This is a genomic window from Bradyrhizobium sp. STM 3561 (assembly GCF_045571455.1).
GTDB lineage: Bacteria > Pseudomonadota > Alphaproteobacteria > Rhizobiales > Xanthobacteraceae > Bradyrhizobium > Bradyrhizobium vignae.
Map to the genome: position 1 here is coordinate 6,839,961 of NZ_CP120695.1, position 15,830 is coordinate 6,855,790.

The 15,830-nt window shown below is 64.9% G+C and carries 16 protein-coding genes, 1 tRNA gene and 1 pseudogene; 13 read left to right on the top strand and 5 right to left on the bottom strand.

Features of this window, described 5'->3' with window-relative positions; all coding sequences use genetic code 11:
* Positions 1-68: 68 nt before the first annotated feature.
* Both P6U28_RS32475 and P6U28_RS32480 read right to left on the bottom strand, forming a co-directional pair.
* Positions 69-1,271, bottom strand: coding sequence for a CaiB/BaiF CoA transferase family protein (locus P6U28_RS32475; RefSeq protein ID WP_407120483.1), 1,203 nt, complete (start codon positions 1,269-1,271; stop codon positions 69-71).
* A 175-nt stretch (positions 1,272-1,446) separates the two neighbouring features.
* On the bottom strand, positions 1,447-1,872 hold the full coding sequence (locus tag P6U28_RS32480; RefSeq protein WP_018645071.1) for an organic hydroperoxide resistance protein: 426 nt from the start codon (positions 1,870-1,872) through the stop codon (positions 1,447-1,449).
* A 158-nt stretch (positions 1,873-2,030) separates the two neighbouring features.
* Here P6U28_RS32480 and P6U28_RS32485 point away from each other — a divergent pair, with 158 nt between their 5' ends.
* Positions 2,031-2,492 (top strand): MarR family winged helix-turn-helix transcriptional regulator, encoded by a 462-nt coding sequence (locus P6U28_RS32485; protein ID WP_122400174.1) that lies wholly within the window; start codon positions 2,031-2,033, stop codon positions 2,490-2,492.
* A gap of 3 nt (positions 2,493-2,495) precedes the next feature.
* Here the strand turns inward: P6U28_RS32485 and P6U28_RS32490 are convergent, their stop codons facing one another.
* The 3 genes from P6U28_RS32490 to P6U28_RS32500 all read right to left on the bottom strand — a co-directional run bounded on the left by P6U28_RS32490 (position 2,496) and on the right by P6U28_RS32500 (position 3,510).
* Positions 2,496-2,732, bottom strand: a complete 237-nt coding sequence (locus P6U28_RS32490) for a GIY-YIG nuclease family protein (RefSeq protein ID WP_122406301.1) — start codon at positions 2,730-2,732, stop codon at positions 2,496-2,498.
* A gap of 201 nt (positions 2,733-2,933) precedes the next feature.
* Positions 2,934-3,009 (bottom strand) — tRNA-Ala (locus tag P6U28_RS32495).
* A gap of 96 nt (positions 3,010-3,105) precedes the next feature.
* Positions 3,106-3,510, bottom strand: coding sequence for a TIGR02300 family protein (locus tag P6U28_RS32500; RefSeq protein ID WP_122400173.1), 405 nt, complete (start codon positions 3,508-3,510; stop codon positions 3,106-3,108).
* Between the two features lie 158 nt (positions 3,511-3,668).
* Between P6U28_RS32500 and aroA the strand changes: the two genes are divergently transcribed.
* From aroA to P6U28_RS32560, 12 genes and pseudogenes are all read left to right on the top strand, one after another.
* Entirely contained in the window at positions 3,669-5,006 is a 1,338-nt protein-coding gene (aroA, locus tag P6U28_RS32505; RefSeq protein WP_122400172.1) for a 3-phosphoshikimate 1-carboxyvinyltransferase, read from the top strand.
* Positions 5,003-5,641 carry a (d)CMP kinase gene (gene cmk / locus P6U28_RS32510; protein ID WP_122400171.1) on the top strand — a complete coding sequence of 213 codons (639 nt, stop codon included), beginning with the start codon at positions 5,003-5,005 and terminating at the stop codon, positions 5,639-5,641. Before aroA ends, cmk begins: the two co-directional genes overlap by 4 nt.
* A 269-nt stretch (positions 5,642-5,910) precedes the next feature.
* Complete coding sequence (rpsA, locus tag P6U28_RS32515; protein WP_162500044.1) at positions 5,911-7,617, top strand: 30S ribosomal protein S1; 1,707 nt, start codon at positions 5,911-5,913, stop codon at positions 7,615-7,617.
* A 208-nt stretch (positions 7,618-7,825) separates the two neighbouring features.
* Entirely contained in the window at positions 7,826-8,806 is a 981-nt protein-coding gene (gene sppA / locus P6U28_RS32520) for a signal peptide peptidase SppA (RefSeq protein WP_407120484.1), read from the top strand.
* 172 nt (positions 8,807-8,978) lie between these two features.
* Complete coding sequence (locus P6U28_RS32525; protein WP_008539997.1) at positions 8,979-9,284, top strand: integration host factor subunit beta; 306 nt, start codon at positions 8,979-8,981, stop codon at positions 9,282-9,284.
* Positions 9,285-9,355: 71 nt separating this feature from the next.
* The gene (locus tag P6U28_RS32530) at positions 9,356-9,748 is read left to right on the top strand and encodes a lipopolysaccharide assembly protein LapA domain-containing protein (RefSeq protein ID WP_407120485.1); all 393 of its coding nucleotides are present in this window, start codon (positions 9,356-9,358) and stop codon (positions 9,746-9,748) included.
* Positions 9,749-9,811: 63 nt separating this feature from the next.
* A complete protein-coding gene (locus P6U28_RS32535; RefSeq protein ID WP_407120486.1) occupies positions 9,812-10,483 on the top strand; it encodes a phosphoribosylanthranilate isomerase in 672 nt (223 codons plus the stop codon).
* Positions 10,480-11,694, top strand: a complete 1,215-nt coding sequence (gene trpB / locus P6U28_RS32540) for a tryptophan synthase subunit beta (protein ID WP_129142367.1) — start codon at positions 10,480-10,482, stop codon at positions 11,692-11,694. Before P6U28_RS32535 ends, trpB begins: the two co-directional genes overlap by 4 nt.
* Complete coding sequence (gene trpA / locus P6U28_RS32545) at positions 11,691-12,527, top strand: tryptophan synthase subunit alpha (protein WP_129142366.1); 837 nt, start codon at positions 11,691-11,693, stop codon at positions 12,525-12,527. Before trpB ends, trpA begins: the two co-directional genes overlap by 4 nt.
* A 111-nt stretch (positions 12,528-12,638) precedes the next feature.
* Positions 12,639-13,580, top strand: coding sequence for an acetyl-CoA carboxylase, carboxyltransferase subunit beta (accD, locus tag P6U28_RS32550; protein ID WP_407120487.1), 942 nt, complete (start codon positions 12,639-12,641; stop codon positions 13,578-13,580).
* Complete coding sequence (locus P6U28_RS32555) at positions 13,577-14,920, top strand: bifunctional folylpolyglutamate synthase/dihydrofolate synthase (RefSeq protein WP_407120488.1); 1,344 nt, start codon at positions 13,577-13,579, stop codon at positions 14,918-14,920. Before accD ends, P6U28_RS32555 begins: the two co-directional genes overlap by 4 nt.
* A gap of 157 nt (positions 14,921-15,077) precedes the next feature.
* A pseudogene (locus P6U28_RS32560) lies at positions 15,078-15,817 on the top strand (metallophosphoesterase family protein).
* Positions 15,818-15,830: the final 13 nt, after the last annotated feature.

Consider the following 15,830-nt stretch of genomic DNA (forward strand, 5'->3'; position numbering starts at 1 on the left):
TCCGTTCGCGGTGCACTATCGTGCCCGCGCCGCACTGCGGCATCATTCGTTGACGGAGGAGGTGGCCGCTAGCGCTTGCGCTCGGGACCGCAAACGGTGCCCTTCTCGACCATCGCGTCGATCTCGGCCTTGGAGTAGCCGAACTCACCCAGCACCTCCGCGGCGTGCTGGCTGAATTTCGGCGGCACGCGCCGCAGGCTCGGCTTGCTGCGGTCGAGCCGGATCGGCGAGGCCACGCCCTTGTACCAGTCCTTCTCGATGATATCGCCGCGGTAGATCGTGTGCGGATTCGTCAACGCCTGATCGATCTTCTGCACCGGACCTGCGGGCAGGCCGGCCGCGAGCAGGCGATTGCACAGCGGCTCGGCCTCGTGCTGATTGAACACTGCGGCAAGCTCGGCGCGCAGCGCCTCGCGATTGGCGATGCGGTCCTTGTTGCGGGCAAAGCGCGGGTCGGTGCCGAGCTCGGGTTTGCCGATCTCTTTCGCCAGCTTGCGGAAGGTGCCGTCATTGCCGACGCCGATGAAGATGTCGTCGGTCTTGGTCGGGAAAATCGCGTAAGGCACGAGGTTGGGATGCTCGTTGCCGGTGAGACCAGGCGGCTTGCCATGCATGAAATAATTCGCGGTGTGCGGATGCATGATGGCAAGCCCGGTCTCATACAGCGTCGTCTCGAGGAACTGGCCCTTGCCCGAACGCTGACGTTCCGACAGCGCCATCAGGATGCCGATCGCCGCATAAAGTCCCGTGGTGATGTCGACCAAGGGCACGCCGATCCGCATCGGCCCGCTCTCGGGCGATCCGGTCGCCGCGATCATGCCGGTCATGGCCTGGATGATGGCGTCATAGCCCGGATTGCCGCCACGCGGGCCGTCGGCACCGAAGCCGCAGATCCGGCAATGCACGAGGCGCGGAAATCTTTCGCGCAACACCTCGTTGCCGATGCCCCATTTCTCCAGTGTGCCCGGCTTGAAATTCTCGATCAGGACGTCGGCCGTCTCCAGCATCTTCAGCAGCACGACGCGGCCGCCCTCGGAGGCGAGGTCGAGGCCGATCGAGCGCTTGTTGCGGTTGATGCCGACGAAATAGGCCGCGTCTTCCTCATGGAAGGGAGGGCCCCATTCGCGCACCTCGTCGCCCGCGGGCGGCTCGACCTTGATGACGTCGGCGCCGTGGTCGGCGAGGATCTGGGTGCAGTAGGGACCTCCGAGCACGCGCGTGAGATCGATGACGCGCAGTCCGCTCATGGCACCCGTTGCCGCTTCAGTCATGCCTTCGCTTCTCCTGTATCGACGTTTGATCACAGGCCTAGCGAGGTTTTTTTGCGCCCGCAATGGCGCCGCACGTAGGGCCGCATGCACCGCCGCCGCGCAATCCCGCGATGTGGGAAATCAACGGAAGCGGCCGGCCCGAGGGAATCCCGGGCCAGCCCATCCGCCCTTTCGATCAGACGACCGTCAGGCGAACGTCGACATTGCCGCGCGTGGCATTGGAGTACGGGCACACCTGGTGCGCTTTCGCGACCAGCGCCTCAGCCTCCGCGCGGGCAAGGCCCGGCAGCGAGACGGCGAGATCGATGTCGAGGCCGAAGCCGCCTTCGGAGCGCGGGCCGATGCCGACGGTCGAGGTGACGGAGGCGTCGGCGGGAACCTTGGGGCCGCCCTGCGAGGCCACGAATTTCATCGCACCGATGAAACAAGCGGCATAGCCGGCAGCGAACAGCTGCTCGGGATTGTTGCCGGCGCCGCCCCCGCCGCCGAGCTCCTTCGGCGTGGTGAGCTTGACGTCGAGCGCGCCGTCGAGGGTGGCGGCATGGCCGTCGCGACCGCCGGTCGCCTTGGCGCTGGTCTTGTAGAGGACGTTCACGGACATTTTCGTCTCCTCGGGTCTTTCCGGGTTGGGGTGCGATCTTTTATTGCAGGCAATTAGATTGTGTGCAATTGAAATTGCCAGGCCTCACATTTAATTGTTCGCAATTGAATGTCGTGCCGCGCGGTCCCACAATGGGGCAATCCTCGTGAGATTCCCCCATGGCCCGGAAACCATCGGCAGCGGACGCGCCGCTGCGGCTCGACAACCAGATCTGCTTCGCGGTCTATTCCGCCGCGCACGCCTTCAACCGCGTCTACAAGCCGCTGCTCGACCGGCTCGGCCTGACCTACCCGCAATATCTGGTGATGCTGGTGCTGTGGGAGCGCGACGACGTGCCGGTCAAGGAGATCGGCGAGAAGCTGTTCCTGGATTCGGGCACGCTGACGCCGCTGCTCAAGCGGCTCGAGGCCGCCCATCTCGTCAAGCGCACCCGCTCGAGCGAGGACGAGCGTCAGGTGCTGATCGCGCTGACGCCGCAGGGCCATGCGCTGAGGGAGAAGGCGCGCAGCGTGCCGCAGTCGATTCTGGCGGCGACGGACTGCTCGGTGCCGGAGCTGGTCGCCATGAAAGACGAGATCGTCGCGCTGCGCGATCGGCTGAATGCGGTGATCGGGGATTAGGGGTTAGAGGCGCTTCTTGGCGAAGGCGCGGCCGGGTGCCGACTTCAGGTGCTTCTCGAATGCGATGGCCTGCTTCTCGTTGCTAAACGCGATGTAAGTCTTGAGACGCCAAGGCCCATACTTCGAGGTGTGAGGCACCTCGCCAGCATTGTGCTTTGTCAGTCGGGCGCGCAGATCATCGGTGATCCCGACGTGGAAATGAAGGGAATTAAGGCTCTCAAGGATGTAGACGTACTTCAGGGCACACTCCTCGGTTGTCGAGGAGAGCTTACACCCGCTTTTGTCCTGCAAAAGCCTGGCTTCGCCGTGAAGCGCTTGCGGAGCCGAAGTTCGCGAACTGAAGGCTTGCGAATAAAGCCCGGCTTCGCCCTTCGGGCTACGCCGCGGCAGCCCTCGCTACATAGGGCTTGCCGAGCCGAAGCTGGCGAAGCCAGCGAAGGCTGGTGGAGCCAGGCGGGATCGAACCGCCGACCTCTTGCATGCCATGCAAGCGCTCTCCCAGCTGAGCTATGGCCCCTTAGTCCTTAACCGGGGTGAACCTGGTTGATCCCCCGGACCGGCGAGCCCTTGGCGACTCGCGCGGTGCACCCTTTTTCACAGATCAGGGCTGATCTCAAGTCTCTTCATCACCTCCGACATCACCAATGATGTCTGTCACGTCCTCATCGCCCTCTTCCTCGTCGGCAATGAAGGTCGAATCATCGTCATCGTCGTCGTCGAGGGTCTCATCGACCTCGATATCGTCCTCGGATTCGGGCACGACAGCCTTGACCTTGCCGGTGCTCTCCTCGGCATCGGCCTCCTCGAGCGAGACCAACTCCTCGGCCTCGGCCGGCTCCGGCGCGGTGTCCTGGGCCATGTTGCGGGTATCGCCGCCCCGTGCGCGCGCGGGCGCAATCGGCGCAATCGGCACCACCTCGCCGGTATAGGGCGAGATCACCGGATTCTTGTTGAGGTCATAGAACTTCTTGCCCGTGGTCGGGCAAATACGTTTGGTTCCGAGTTCGGACTTGGCCACGGCAGGAATCCTGGGAATGTCTGAAAAGCGGTGCTTCACTTGGCTAGTTGGCGGCCGGCTGTCAATAGCGCATTACGAGAGAAAGACATGCTCGTGACGGGGCTCGGACCATGTGGTAGGTGCGCCCAGCCCCATAGGGCCTATTCAAGGACACAATCTTGACCCATTCCGACCAACCGAGGCCGCTCCAGTCTCGTGCCAGCGGTGCCCTGACCGGGAAAGTACGGGTGCCCGGCGACAAGTCGATCTCCCATCGTGCCCTCATCCTGGGTGCGCTCGCGGTCGGCGAGACCAGGATTTCGGGCCTCTTGGAGGGCGAGGACGTCCTCAACACCGCCAAATCCATGCAGGCACTCGGTGCCAGCGTCGAGCGGACCGGGGATTTCGCCTGGAAGGTAAACGGGGTCGGAGCCGGGGGATTTGCCCAGCCCAAGGCGCCGCTGGATTTCGGCAACTCCGGCACCGGCTGCCGCCTCGTCATGGGCGCCGTTGCCGGCTGCCCGATCTCGGCGGTGTTCGACGGCGACGCCTCGCTGCGCAGCCGCCCCATGCGCCGGATCCTCGATCCGCTCGAAAAGATGGGTGCGAAGGTTGTCTCCGGCGGCGAGGGCGGGCGTCTGCCGCTGACCCTCCAGGGCGCGCGCGATCCGCTTCCGATCACCTACAAGACCCCGGTCGCCTCCGCCCAGATCAAGTCGGCCGTGCTGCTGGCGGGCCTGGCTGCGCCGGGCACCACGACCGTGATCGAGACCGAGGCCAGCCGCGACCACACCGAGCTGATGCTGAAGCATTTTGGCGCGGACATCACCTCGGTGCAGGAAGGTCAGCACGGCCGCCGCATCACGCTGGTGGGTCAGCCCGAGCTGCATGGCGCCAATGTCGTCGTGCCCGCCGACCCCTCATCGGCCGCCTTCCCAATCGTTGCAGCGCTGATCGTCGAGGGCTCCGACATCGTGCTGTCCGACGTCATGACCAATCCGCTGCGCACAGGCCTGTTCACGACGCTACGCGAAATGGGCGCCTTCATCGAGGAGAGTGAAGTGCGCGGTGATGCCGGCGAGCCGATGGCGCGCCTGCGCGTGCGCGCGTCAAAGCTGCGCGGCGTCGAGGTGCCGCCGGAGCGCGCGCCGTCGATGATCGACGAATATCTGGTGCTGGCAGTGGCGGCATCCTTCGCCGAAGGCACGACGATCATGCGCGGCCTGCAGGAGCTGCGCGTCAAGGAATCCGACCGCCTGGAGGCCACCGCAGCCATGCTCCGCGTCAACGGCGTCAAGGTCGGGGTCTCCGGCGACGATCTTATCGTCGAGGGCCGCGGCCATGTCCCCGGCGGCGGCACTGTCGCCACCCACATGGACCATCGCATCGCGATGTCCGCGCTGGTGATGGGCTGTGCCTCCGATCAGCCGGTGACCGTCGACGACACCGCCTTCATCGCCACCAGTTTCCCGGACTTCATTCCGATGATGCGTTCGCTAGGGGCCGAGTTTTCATGATCATCGCCATCGACGGGCCCGCAGCCTCGGGCAAGGGGACGCTCGGCAAGCGCCTCGCCCACCATTACGGCTATCGTCATCTCGATACCGGGGTCATCTATCGCGCCGTGGCTTACGAGCTGATGCAGTCCGGTCACGATCTCCGCGATGAAGCGGCGGCGGTGGCGGCAGCGCTGGAGCTCGATCCCGAAAAGTTCGGCAATCCGGTCCTCAAGACCCAGAAGGTCGGCGAGGGCGCCTCGATCGTCTCGGCGATCTCGCGGGTCCGCGAGGTCCTGGTCAATTTCCAGCGGCAATTCGCTGCCGATCCGCCCGGCGCCGTGCTCGATGGCCGGGACATTGGAACCGTGATCTGCCCCCATGCCGACGTGAAGATATTCGTCGTCGCCGATCCCAAGGTCCGCGCCCATCGCCGGACCATGGAGGCCAGGGCTAGGGGGGAAGAGGCCGATGAGGCGGCCGTGCTCGCGGACATCATCCAGCGCGACGAACGCGACAAGAACCGGCCGGTTGCGCCTTTAAAACCGGCCCCGGATGCTTACTTGCTAGATAACTCCCAACTGGATATAGAAGGCGGCGTCCGGGCCGCCATCGACATTATCGAGGCCGTCCGAGCGGGCCGGTCGCGGGGTTAAGCCGCAGCCGTCATTGGAGGAAGCGCCCGCTCCCGTCTCTTTGATGTCGATACCTTCGGTCCCCTCGTTTCGGGGCCGGCGCGATCCAGGCTCCGGACAAAGATTTCCACGTATCGAACGCGCGGGCCTCAGCCGGCCCGCCTCCGCTGTTCCGCTGCAAAGCCGGAGCAGCGAGCGGTCGCTCGAAGGTTTTGCGGACCTTCCGACACTGCGTGTGCGATGCGCCCATGAACCCAACGGCCGGCAAGACATCCGCAACTGGAGAACAAATGGCTTCGACTTCTGCTGATACCTATAGCCCCTCGCGCGACGATTTCGCCGCGATGCTCGACGAGTCCTTCGCAGGCGGCAACCTGCAGGAAAGCTCCGTCGTCAAGGGCAAGGTGGTTGCAATTGAAAAGGACATGGCCGTCATCGACGTCGGCCTGAAGACCGAGGGCCGCGTTGCCTTGCGCGAATTTTCCGGCCCCGGCCGTGAGAGCGACCTCAAGGTCGGCGACGAGGTGGAAGTGTTCCTCGATCGCATCGAAAACGCCCTCGGCGAAGCCGTGCTGTCGCGCGACAAGGCGCGCCGCGAAGAGAGCTGGGGCAAGCTCGAGAAGGCGTTCCAGAACAACGAGAAGGTCAACGGCGTCATCTTCAACCAGGTCAAGGGCGGCTTCACCGTCGACCTCGACGGTGCCGTGGCGTTCCTGCCGCGCTCGCAGGTCGACATCCGTCCGATCCGCGACGTTGCGCCGCTGATGAACAACTCGCAGCCGTTCCAGATCCTCAAGATGGACCGCCGCCGCGGCAACATCGTCGTGTCCCGCCGCACGGTGCTGGAAGAGACCCGCGCCGAGCAGCGCCAGGAGCTGGTGCAGAACCTCGAAGAGGGTCAGGTCATCGACGGCGTGGTCAAGAACATCACCGATTACGGTGCGTTCGTTGACCTCGGCGGCATCGACGGCCTGCTGCACGTCACCGACATCGCATGGCGCCGCGTCAACCATCCGACCGAGGTGCTCTCGATCGGCCAGACCGTGAAGGTCAAGATCATCAAGATCAACCACGAGACGCACCGCATCTCGCTGGGCATGAAGCAGCTGCTGGACGACCCGTGGCAGGGCATCGAAGCCAAGTACCCGCTGGGTGCCCGCTTCACCGGCCGCGTCACCAACATTACCGACTACGGTGCGTTCGTCGAGCTCGAGCCGGGCATCGAAGGCCTGATCCACGTCTCCGAGATGTCGTGGACCAAGAAGAACATGCATCCCGGCAAGATCGTCTCGACCTCGCAGGAAGTCGACGTGCAGGTGCTGGAAGTCGATTCCGTCAAGCGCCGCATCTCGCTCGGCCTCAAGCAGACCATGCGCAACCCCTGGGAGGTCTTCGTCGAGAAGCACCCGACCGGTTCGGTGGTCGAGGGCGAGGTCAAGAACAAGACCGAGTTCGGTCTGTTCCTGGGCCTCGAGGGCGACGTCGATGGCATGGTCCACCTCTCCGACCTCGACTGGAAGCTTCCGGGCGAGCAGGTGATCGACAACTACAAGAAGGGCGACATGGTGAAGGCCGTGGTGCTCGATGTGGACGTCGAGAAGGAGCGCATCTCGCTCGGCATCAAGCAGCTCGAAGGCGACCCCTTTGCCGAGCCGGGCGATGTCAAGAAGGGCGCGGTCGTGACCTGCGAAGTGCTCGAAGTGAAGGAGAGCGGCATCGAGGTGAAGATCGCCGGTACCGACTTCACCACCTTCATCAAGCGCTCCGAGCTCGCGCGTGACCGCAACGATCAGCGCGCTGAACGCTTCGCTGTCGGCGAAAAGGTCGATGCCCGCGTGATCCAGTTCGACAAGAAGGCCCGCAAGGTCCAGGTGTCGATCAAGGCGCTCGAAGTCGCCGAAGAGAAGGAAGCCATCGCGCAGTACGGCTCTTCCGATTCGGGTGCGACGCTCGGCGACATCCTGGGCACCGCGCTCAAGAACCGCGAGAACAAGTAAGCGAAACGTTCGTTTCGCTGCATCGAAGCCCCGGCGCGAGCCGGGGCTTTTTTTGTTTGGCTTGGCGGCCGTATTGCCCGTTACCCCATCTACCAGGGCTCCCAAGCCTTCATTTCTTCAAATTGCGCCCCAATTGATGTATCCAGATAAGCCGTTGGTCACGCTGTGACGGCACAACGCGCCCAGCCTTTCATTTGGAGACATTCCGATGTCGCTTGATTCGGACATCATCGTCGATCGCCGCAGGATCCGCCGCAAGCTGACGTTCTGGCGCGTGATGGCCGCGCTGATCGCGATAGCGGCGATTGCGAGCTTCGCGCTGATTGCGACACCCGGAGCACGCGGCACCTTTGCATCCGCCGGCTCGATCGCGCGCGTTCATATCGAGGGATTGATCCGCAGCGATTCCGATCGCACGCAGGCGCTGGAGCGGCTGGAGGATTCGCAGGCCGCTGCCGTGATCGTTCATATCAACTCACCGGGCGGAACCACCGCCGGCTCCGAGCAGCTCTATGACTCGCTCGTGCGGCTGAAGGCGAAGAAGCCGCTCGTCGTCGTGGTCGAGGGCCTCGCCGCCTCCGGGGGCTACATCACGGCGATCGCGAGCGATCACATCGTCGCCCAGCAGAGCTCGCTGGTGGGCTCGATCGGCGTGCTGTTCCAGTACCCCAACGTCTCCGAGCTCTTGAAGACGATCGGCGTCAAGGTCGAGGAGGTGAAGTCCTCGCCGCTGAAGGCGGCACCCAACGGATTCGAGCCGACAAGTCCCGAAGCGCGCGCGGCGCTCGATGCGCTGGTGAAGGACTCCTATGCCTGGTTCAAGGGCCTCGTGAAGGAGAGGCGTGGCATGGATGACACGCAGCTCGAAAAAGTCGCCGATGGCCGCGTCTTCACCGGCCGCCAGGCGATCGATCTCAAGCTGATCGACCAGATCGGCGACGAGAAGACGGCCGTGACCTGGCTGGTCGAGCACAAGAGCGTCAAGAAGGGGCTTCCCGTGCGCGACTACAAGCTCGAGCCGCGCTTTGGCGATCTGTCGTTCCTCAAGACCGCGGCCGCCGTGACGCTCGAAGCGCTGGGTTTGGGCTCGATTGCGCATCAGATCGGGCAAACCGGCGTCGCGCAGGCGGTCGATCGGCTCGGAATGGTTGGAATGCTGGCGTTGTGGCAGCCGGCGGCGTCAAACTGAGCGGAGACAGGCGAGTTCCGTAAGTTTTTCCCGTTTAACGCGTGCCGGCTCAGCCCGCTTTTTCGGCATTTGTCACGCATTTTCACGACGCTCAACCTTGATTTAGCGTCTTGACAGATCACGGTATTTTCACGGAAATGGTCATCCGCACGCTTCCGGGTCCTATCTCTCGATGATCAAATCCGAACTTGTTCAGCGTATCGCCGAGCACAACCCGCATCTGTACCAGCGGGATGTCGAGAACATTGTGAATGCGATTCTCGAGGAGATCGTAGCGGCGCTTGCACGCGGCGATCGCGTCGAGCTGCGCGGCTTCGGTGCATTCTCGGTCAAGCATCGCCCTGCGCGCGCAGGGCGCAATCCACGCACCGGCGCCCATGTACCCGTCGATCAGAAGAGCGTTCCGTTCTTCAAGACCGGCAAGGAAATGCGCGAGCGGCTGAACCGCGACCATCCGGATCCCGGCGCGGCGGACTGAGGCCGGCGCCAGGGTTTTCCGCGGTCGCTCGGCATGCGGCCGGAAGCTGGATTCAAGGCGAGCGAAGCGAGATGCGAAAGTTCCTGACCGCGCTGATCGTGATTCCGCTGGGCCTCATCATGGTGACCTTTGCCGTGGCCAACCGGCAATTCGTCACGGTCTCCTTCGATCCCTTCGTCTCCGACGACCCCTCGTTCTCGGCTACGATGCCGCTGTTCCTGCTCCTGATCCTGGTTGCGGGGCTGGGCGTCGTGGCGGGCGGCTGTGCGGTCTGGTTCGGCCAGCGACACTGGCGGCGCGCCGCGCGCCGGCATGAGGCCGATGCCCGGGCTGCGCGGGGCGAACTCGCCGATCTGCGGGCCCATGCGGCGGCGGCACGGCCCGAGGCGCAGCGCCTCCCCGTTCCCTCCGGGACAGGCCTTTACGGGCCCATCGGGCGAGACAAGCAGCGCGCGACGTTGTAGAAGCGGCCCGACCGAAAAACCCTGCGTTCCGGCCGCCTTGCGGCCTCCATTTGCTTTGAGATCATGTCCCTGCTCGTCAAGATCTGCGGCCTGTCCACGCGCGAGACGCTTCAAACGGCGCTCGATGCCGGCGCCGACATGGTGGGGTTCGTGTTCTTTCCGCCGTCGCCGCGGCACCTCTCGCTGGAACTTGGCCGTGACCTCGGCCGCCTGGTGAAGCAGCGCGCGCTCAAAGTGGCGCTCACGGTCGATGCCGACGACGCCACGCTCGACAACATCATGGACGCGCTGTCGCCGGACATTTTCCAGCTCCACGGCCAGGAAAGCGTCGCTCGGCTGCGCGATATCAAGCAACGCTTTGGCCGCCCCGTGATGAAGGCGGTGCCGGTCGCAACAGCAGCCGATCTCGCCGTGCTGCCCGGCTACGCCGCGGTCGCCGACCGCATCCTGTTCGATGCGCGTGCGCCGAAGGACGCGACGCGGCCCGGCGGCTTAGGAGAGCCGTTCGACTGGCACCTGCTCGAAAATCTCGATCTGAAGCTGCCCTACATGGTCTCGGGCGGGCTGCACGCCGATAACCTGGCCGAAGCCCTCCGTGTCACCGGCGCCGGCGGCGTCGATGTGTCCTCGGGCGTCGAGAGCGCCCCCGGCATCAAGGATCCCGAGATGATCCAGGCCTTCATCCGCGCCGCGCGCGCCACCCAAGCTGCAAGTCAAGAGTTGAGCGTCCGATGAACATCGCCAAACCGAATTCCTATCGCAGCGGCCCCGACGAGCGCGGCCATTTCGGCATTTTCGGTGGCCGCTTCGTCGCCGAAACTCTGATGCCGCTGATCCTCGATCTGGAGAAGGCCTACACCGCCGCCAAGGCCGACCCGGCCTTCCAGGCCGAGATGAACGGCTACCTCAAGAACTATGTCGGCCGGCCCTCACCACTCTATTTCGCCGAGCGCCTCACCGAGCATCTCGGCGGCGCAAAAATCTACCTCAAGCGCGAGGAGCTCAACCACACCGGCTCGCACAAGGTGAACAACGTGCTCGGCCAGATCATGCTGGCACGGCGCATGGGCAAGAAGCGCATCATCGCCGAGACCGGTGCGGGCCAGCACGGCGTCGCCACCGCAACGCTGTGCGCGCGCTTTGGCCTGGAATGCGTGGTCTATATGGGCGCCGTCGACGTCGAGCGGCAGCAGCCCAATGTCATCCGGATGGAAATGCTGGGCGCAAAGGTGTTTCCGGTGCAGTCGGGTACGCGCACGCTGAAGGATGCCATGAACGAGGCGCTGCGCGACTGGGTCACCAACGTGCACAACACGTTCTACTGCATCGGCACGGTGGCGGGTCCGCATCCCTATCCGACCCTGGTGCGCGACTTCCAGTCGGTCATCGGCAACGAGACCAAGGCGCAGATGCAGGAGATCGAAGGCCGCCTGCCGGATTCGCTGGTCGCCTGCATCGGCGGCGGCTCCAACGCGATGGGCCTGTTCCATCCGTTCCTCGATGATCCCAGCGTCGAGATCTTCGGCGTCGAAGCCGCTGGCCACGGATTGACGCAGCTGCACGCGGCCTCGATCGCGGGTGGCCGTCCCGGCGTGCTCCACGGCAACCGCACTTATCTCTTGATGGATGCCGACGGCCAGATCCAGGACGCGCACTCGATCTCGGCCGGCCTCGACTATCCCGGCATCGGCCCCGAGCATTCCTGGCTGCACGAGGTCGGCCGCGTGAACTATCTCTCCGCGACCGATGATGAGGCACTCGCCGCATTCCAGCTGCTGTCAAAGCTCGAAGGCATCATCCCCGCGCTCGAGCCGGCGCATGCCATCGCCAAGGTGATGGAGCTCGCGCCGAAGCGGCCTAAAGATCACCTGATGGTCGTCAATCTCTCCGGCCGCGGCGACAAGGACGTTCCGCAGGTCGGCGACATCCTGAGGGGCAAGAAGTGACCACGCGTATCGACACCCGTTTTGCCGAGCTGAAACGCCAAGGCCGCGCGGCCTTCGTCACCTACGTGATGGCAGGCGATCCCGATCCTGCGACCTCGCTCGAGATCGTCAAGGCGCTGCCGAAGTCCGGCGCCGACGTCATCGAGCTCGGCATTCCCTTCACCGATCCGATGGCGGATGGTCCCTCGATCCAGGCTGCAGGCCTGCGCGCGCTCAAGGTCGGCATGACCCTGAAGAAGACGCTGGAGCTGGTGCGCGACTTCCGCAAGGGCGACAATGTCACGCCGCTGGTGCTGATGGGCTACTACAATCCCATCTACATCTACGGCGTCGACAAGTTTCTGGCTGATGCCAAGACGTCAGGCGTCGATGGCTTGATCATCGTGGATCTGCCGCCGGAGGAAGATGACGAGCTCTGCATTCCCGCGCTGAAGGCGGGGCTGAACTTCATTCGCCTGGCGACCCCGACCACCGACGATAAGCGCCTGCCCGCGGTGCTCGCGAACACGTCAGGCTTTGTCTATTACGTCTCGATCGCTGGCATCACCGGTGCGGCGGCGGCGGACGCCAATGCCGTCGGCGAAGCTGTCGCGCGCATCAAGCGGCATACCGGCTTGCCGATCTGCGTCGGTTTCGGCATCCGCACCCCGGAGGCCGCGCGCGCCATTGCCGAGAAGGCCGATGGCTCGGTGGTCGGCACGGCGCTGGTCGATGCGCTGAAGAACAGCCTCGATGCCGAGGGGCGGGCGACCGCCAAAACCGTTAATGCCGTCGCCGAATTGACGGCGGCCCTGGCCCAGGGCGTCAAGGGCGCACAGCAGGCGGCGGAATAGGCCATAATTCCGCTTTGGAGCGGGCGGCACGGCGGCTTGCCGGGGAGAGGCCCGGCCGCCATATAACCCTTCAGGCGATCCGCGAGGCGGGATCGCACATCGGAGCAAACCATGAACTGGCTTACCAACGTGGTCCGGCCGAAGATCCGCAACATGCTGCGGCGGGAGACGCCGGAGAATCTTTGGATCAAGTGCCCGGATTCCGGACAGCTCGTGTTCTACAAGGACGTCGAGGCCAATCAGTTCGTCATTCCCGGCTCGAACTACCACATGCGCATGGGCGCGGTGGCCCGGTTGAAGTCGATCTTCGACAACGAGACCTGGTTCGATGTCGCGTTGCCCGAGGTCACGCCCGACCCGCTCAAGTTCCGCGACGAGAAGAAATATGCCGATCGTATCAAGGACGCGCGGGCGCGGACCAATCTGAATGACGCGGTCAAGGTCGGCTACGGCAAGCTCGAGGGCGCTGCCGTCGTCGTTGCCGTGCAGGATTTCGACTTCATGGGCGGCTCGCTCGGCATGGCCGCGGGCGAAGCCATCGTGCGCGGCATGGAGCTCGCGGTCGAGAAGAAGTCGCCGTTCATCGTGTTCGCCGCATCGGGCGGCGCGCGCATGCAGGAGGGTATCCTCTCGCTGATGCAGATGCCGCGCACCACCGTGGCGGTGCAGATGCTGCGCGAGGCGAAACTGCCCTACATCGTCGTGCTGACCAATCCCACGACCGGCGGTGTCACCGCGTCCTACGCGATGCTGGGCGATGTGCAGATCGCCGAGCCCGGCGCGCTGATCGGCTTTGCCGGCGCGCGCGTGATCGAGCAGACCATCCGCGAGAAGCTGCCCGAGGGATTCCAGCGCGCCGAGTACCTCAAGGAGCACGGCATGGTCGACATGGTCGTGCACCGTCACGAGCTGCGCCCGACCCTCGCCCGGCTCTGCCGCCTGCTGACCAAGGCGCCGGCGCAGGAAGGCGCTTCGAGGCCGGCGCAGCCGGTGACGAGTCCGGCGCAGATCGTATCGGCCGCCGAGACGGCGCCGGCCGCGCCGCACGCGTGAACGCCTCCCCTGACACTGCAAAGACACCGCTCGGTGAATTGATCGGGCGGCTGTCGGCCCTGCATCAGAAGCGCATCGATCTCGGGCTGGAGCGGATGCACCGCCTGCTCGAACGGCTCGGTCATCCCGAACGCAAGCTGCCGCCGGTGATCCATATCGCCGGCACCAACGGCAAGGGCTCGACGCTCGCTTATCTGCGCGCGACGCTGGAAGCTGCGGGCTTGCGGGTTCACGCCTACACCTCTCCCTATCTCGTCCGCATCAACGAATGCTTCCGGCTCGGCCGCGTGGGCGGCGGCGTGCTCGCCGGTGACGACGAACTGCGCGCTGCACTGGAAGAGGTTGAGCGCGTCAATGCCGGCGAGGCCGCGACCGTCTTCGAGCTGAAGACCGCCGGCGCTTTCGTGCTGTTCGCGCAGAATCCGGCCGACGCGGTGCTGCTCGAAGTCGGCCTCGGCGGCCGGCTCGATTCGACCAACGTGATCGATGTGCCGGCGGCCTGCGTGATCACGCCGGTCAGCATGGATCACGTGGATTTTCTCGGCGATACGTTGGCGTCGATTGCCGGCGAGAAGGCCGCGATCATCAAGCGCGGCGTGCCCGTGACTTGCGCCGAGCAGATGCCGGAGGCGATGGCCGTGATCGAAGCGCAGGCGAGGCGCATGCGTGCGCCGCTGTTTGCCGCAAACGAGAGCTGGCACGTCAATGTCGAGCGCGGGCGACTGGTCTTTTCCGACGATCGCGGCTTGATGGATCTGCCGGCGCCGCGCCTGTTCGGCCGCCACCAATTCGCCAACGCCGGGCTCGCGATCGCGACTCTGCGCGCGATTCCGACCTTCAAGATCCCTCACGCCGCGTTCGAGGCCGGCATCGTCGGCGCCGAATGGCCGGCGCGGATGCAGCGCCTCACCTCGGGTGAGCTGCAGTCCTGGGGTCCGCAGGGCTCGGAGATCTGGCTCGACGGCGGCCACAATGCCGAAGGCGGGCGCGTTGCGGCCGCCGCGCTCGGCGATCTCGAGGAGCGCGTGTCGCGGCCGCTGGTCGTGATCGCGGGCATGATGGCCAACAAGGACGCGCAAGGCTTTCTCGCCAACTTCGCCGGCCTCACCCGGCACATCATCGCAGTGCCGATTCCCGATATCGAGAACGCGATGCCGGTCGACCGCCTTGCGGATGCCGCGCGCAGCCTCGGCATGCGCGTCGAGCCCGCGCCCTGCATCGAGGCCGCCCTGCGCGCCTTGGCGAAACTCGCCTACGAGGTGCCGCCGCGCATCCTGATCACGGGCTCGCTGTATCTCGCCGGCCACGTGCTGGCGATCAACGGCACGCCTCCTGCATGAGTTTCCGTGTCCCGGACAAGCGCAGCTCTTGGCAACGCGTAGCGTTGTCCATGGCGGAGCGCTGATCCGGGACTCAGAAGGCCGTAGCATGGGCCCGGCTCAGCAGCACCACTGCGCGCTGCGCTCGGTCCGGGGCACGAGAGTGGGGAGCACAACGATGCGTTTCGCCGCGATTGCCGATATCCACGGAAACTACCTCGCGCTGGAATCTGTCCTTGCCGATATCCGCGCGCTGGGGATCACAGACATCGTCAATCTCGGCGACATGCTGAGCGGTCCGCTCGATGCGCGCCGAACCATCGAGATCCTGATGACGCTCGACGCCGTGCACGTGCGCGGCAATCACGACCGCTATCTGCTCGACCGCCCACCCGAGAAGATGGGCTCGTGGGATCGCCCGGCTCATGCGCAGCTCAACGCCGCACAACTCGACTGGCTGCGCGTGCAACCGATGACGCGCGTGTTCCGAGACAGGGTCTTCCTCTGCCACGCGACGCCCGGCAGCGACGAGGTGTACTGGCTCGACACCGTGCATGCGGACGGCGCGGTGGCGCTGTCGCAGCCTGACCGGATCGAGCAATTCGCGGAAGACATCACGCAATCGCTGATTCTCTGCGCCCACACCCATCTCGCCCGTGCCGTGCGCTTGCGCGATGGCCGGCTGATCGTCAATCCCGGCAGCGTCGGCAGTCCTGTTTTCGCGATAAGCATCCATTCCCGCATGTCGTCGAAGCCGGCACGCCGCACGCGCGTTATGCGATCCTCGAGTTTGTGAGCGGTGTTTGGCAGGTCACGTTCCGCCACATCGCGTATGATCACGAGGCCATGGCGGCGCTGGCCCGTCGTAATGGGCAGCCTGAACTGGCGAACGCGCTCGCGACGGGATGGATTGCGTAGTCATGCCTCGTGT

Excerpts from the sequence above, each read along its gene's own strand:
- P6U28_RS32475 (WP_407120483.1), bottom strand. The coding sequence starts at position 1,271 with ATGACTGAAGCGGCAACGGGTGCCATGAGCGGACTGCGCGTCATCGAT.
- P6U28_RS32480 (WP_018645071.1), bottom strand. The coding sequence starts at position 1,872 with ATGTCCGTGAACGTCCTCTACAAGACCAGCGCCAAGGCGACCGGCGGT.
- P6U28_RS32485 (WP_122400174.1), top strand. The coding sequence starts at position 2,031 with ATGGCCCGGAAACCATCGGCAGCGGACGCGCCGCTGCGGCTCGACAAC.
- cmk (WP_122400171.1), top strand. The coding sequence starts at position 5,003 with ATGATCATCGCCATCGACGGGCCCGCAGCCTCGGGCAAGGGGACGCTC.
- rpsA (WP_162500044.1), top strand. The coding sequence starts at position 5,911 with ATGGCTTCGACTTCTGCTGATACCTATAGCCCCTCGCGCGACGATTTC.
- sppA (WP_407120484.1), top strand. The coding sequence starts at position 7,826 with ATGTCGCTTGATTCGGACATCATCGTCGATCGCCGCAGGATCCGCCGC.
- P6U28_RS32525 (WP_008539997.1), top strand. The coding sequence starts at position 8,979 with ATGATCAAATCCGAACTTGTTCAGCGTATCGCCGAGCACAACCCGCAT.
- P6U28_RS32530 (WP_407120485.1), top strand. The coding sequence starts at position 9,356 with ATGCGAAAGTTCCTGACCGCGCTGATCGTGATTCCGCTGGGCCTCATC.
- P6U28_RS32535 (WP_407120486.1), top strand. The coding sequence starts at position 9,812 with ATGTCCCTGCTCGTCAAGATCTGCGGCCTGTCCACGCGCGAGACGCTT.
- trpB (WP_129142367.1), top strand. The coding sequence starts at position 10,480 with ATGAACATCGCCAAACCGAATTCCTATCGCAGCGGCCCCGACGAGCGC.
- accD (WP_407120487.1), top strand. The coding sequence starts at position 12,639 with ATGAACTGGCTTACCAACGTGGTCCGGCCGAAGATCCGCAACATGCTG.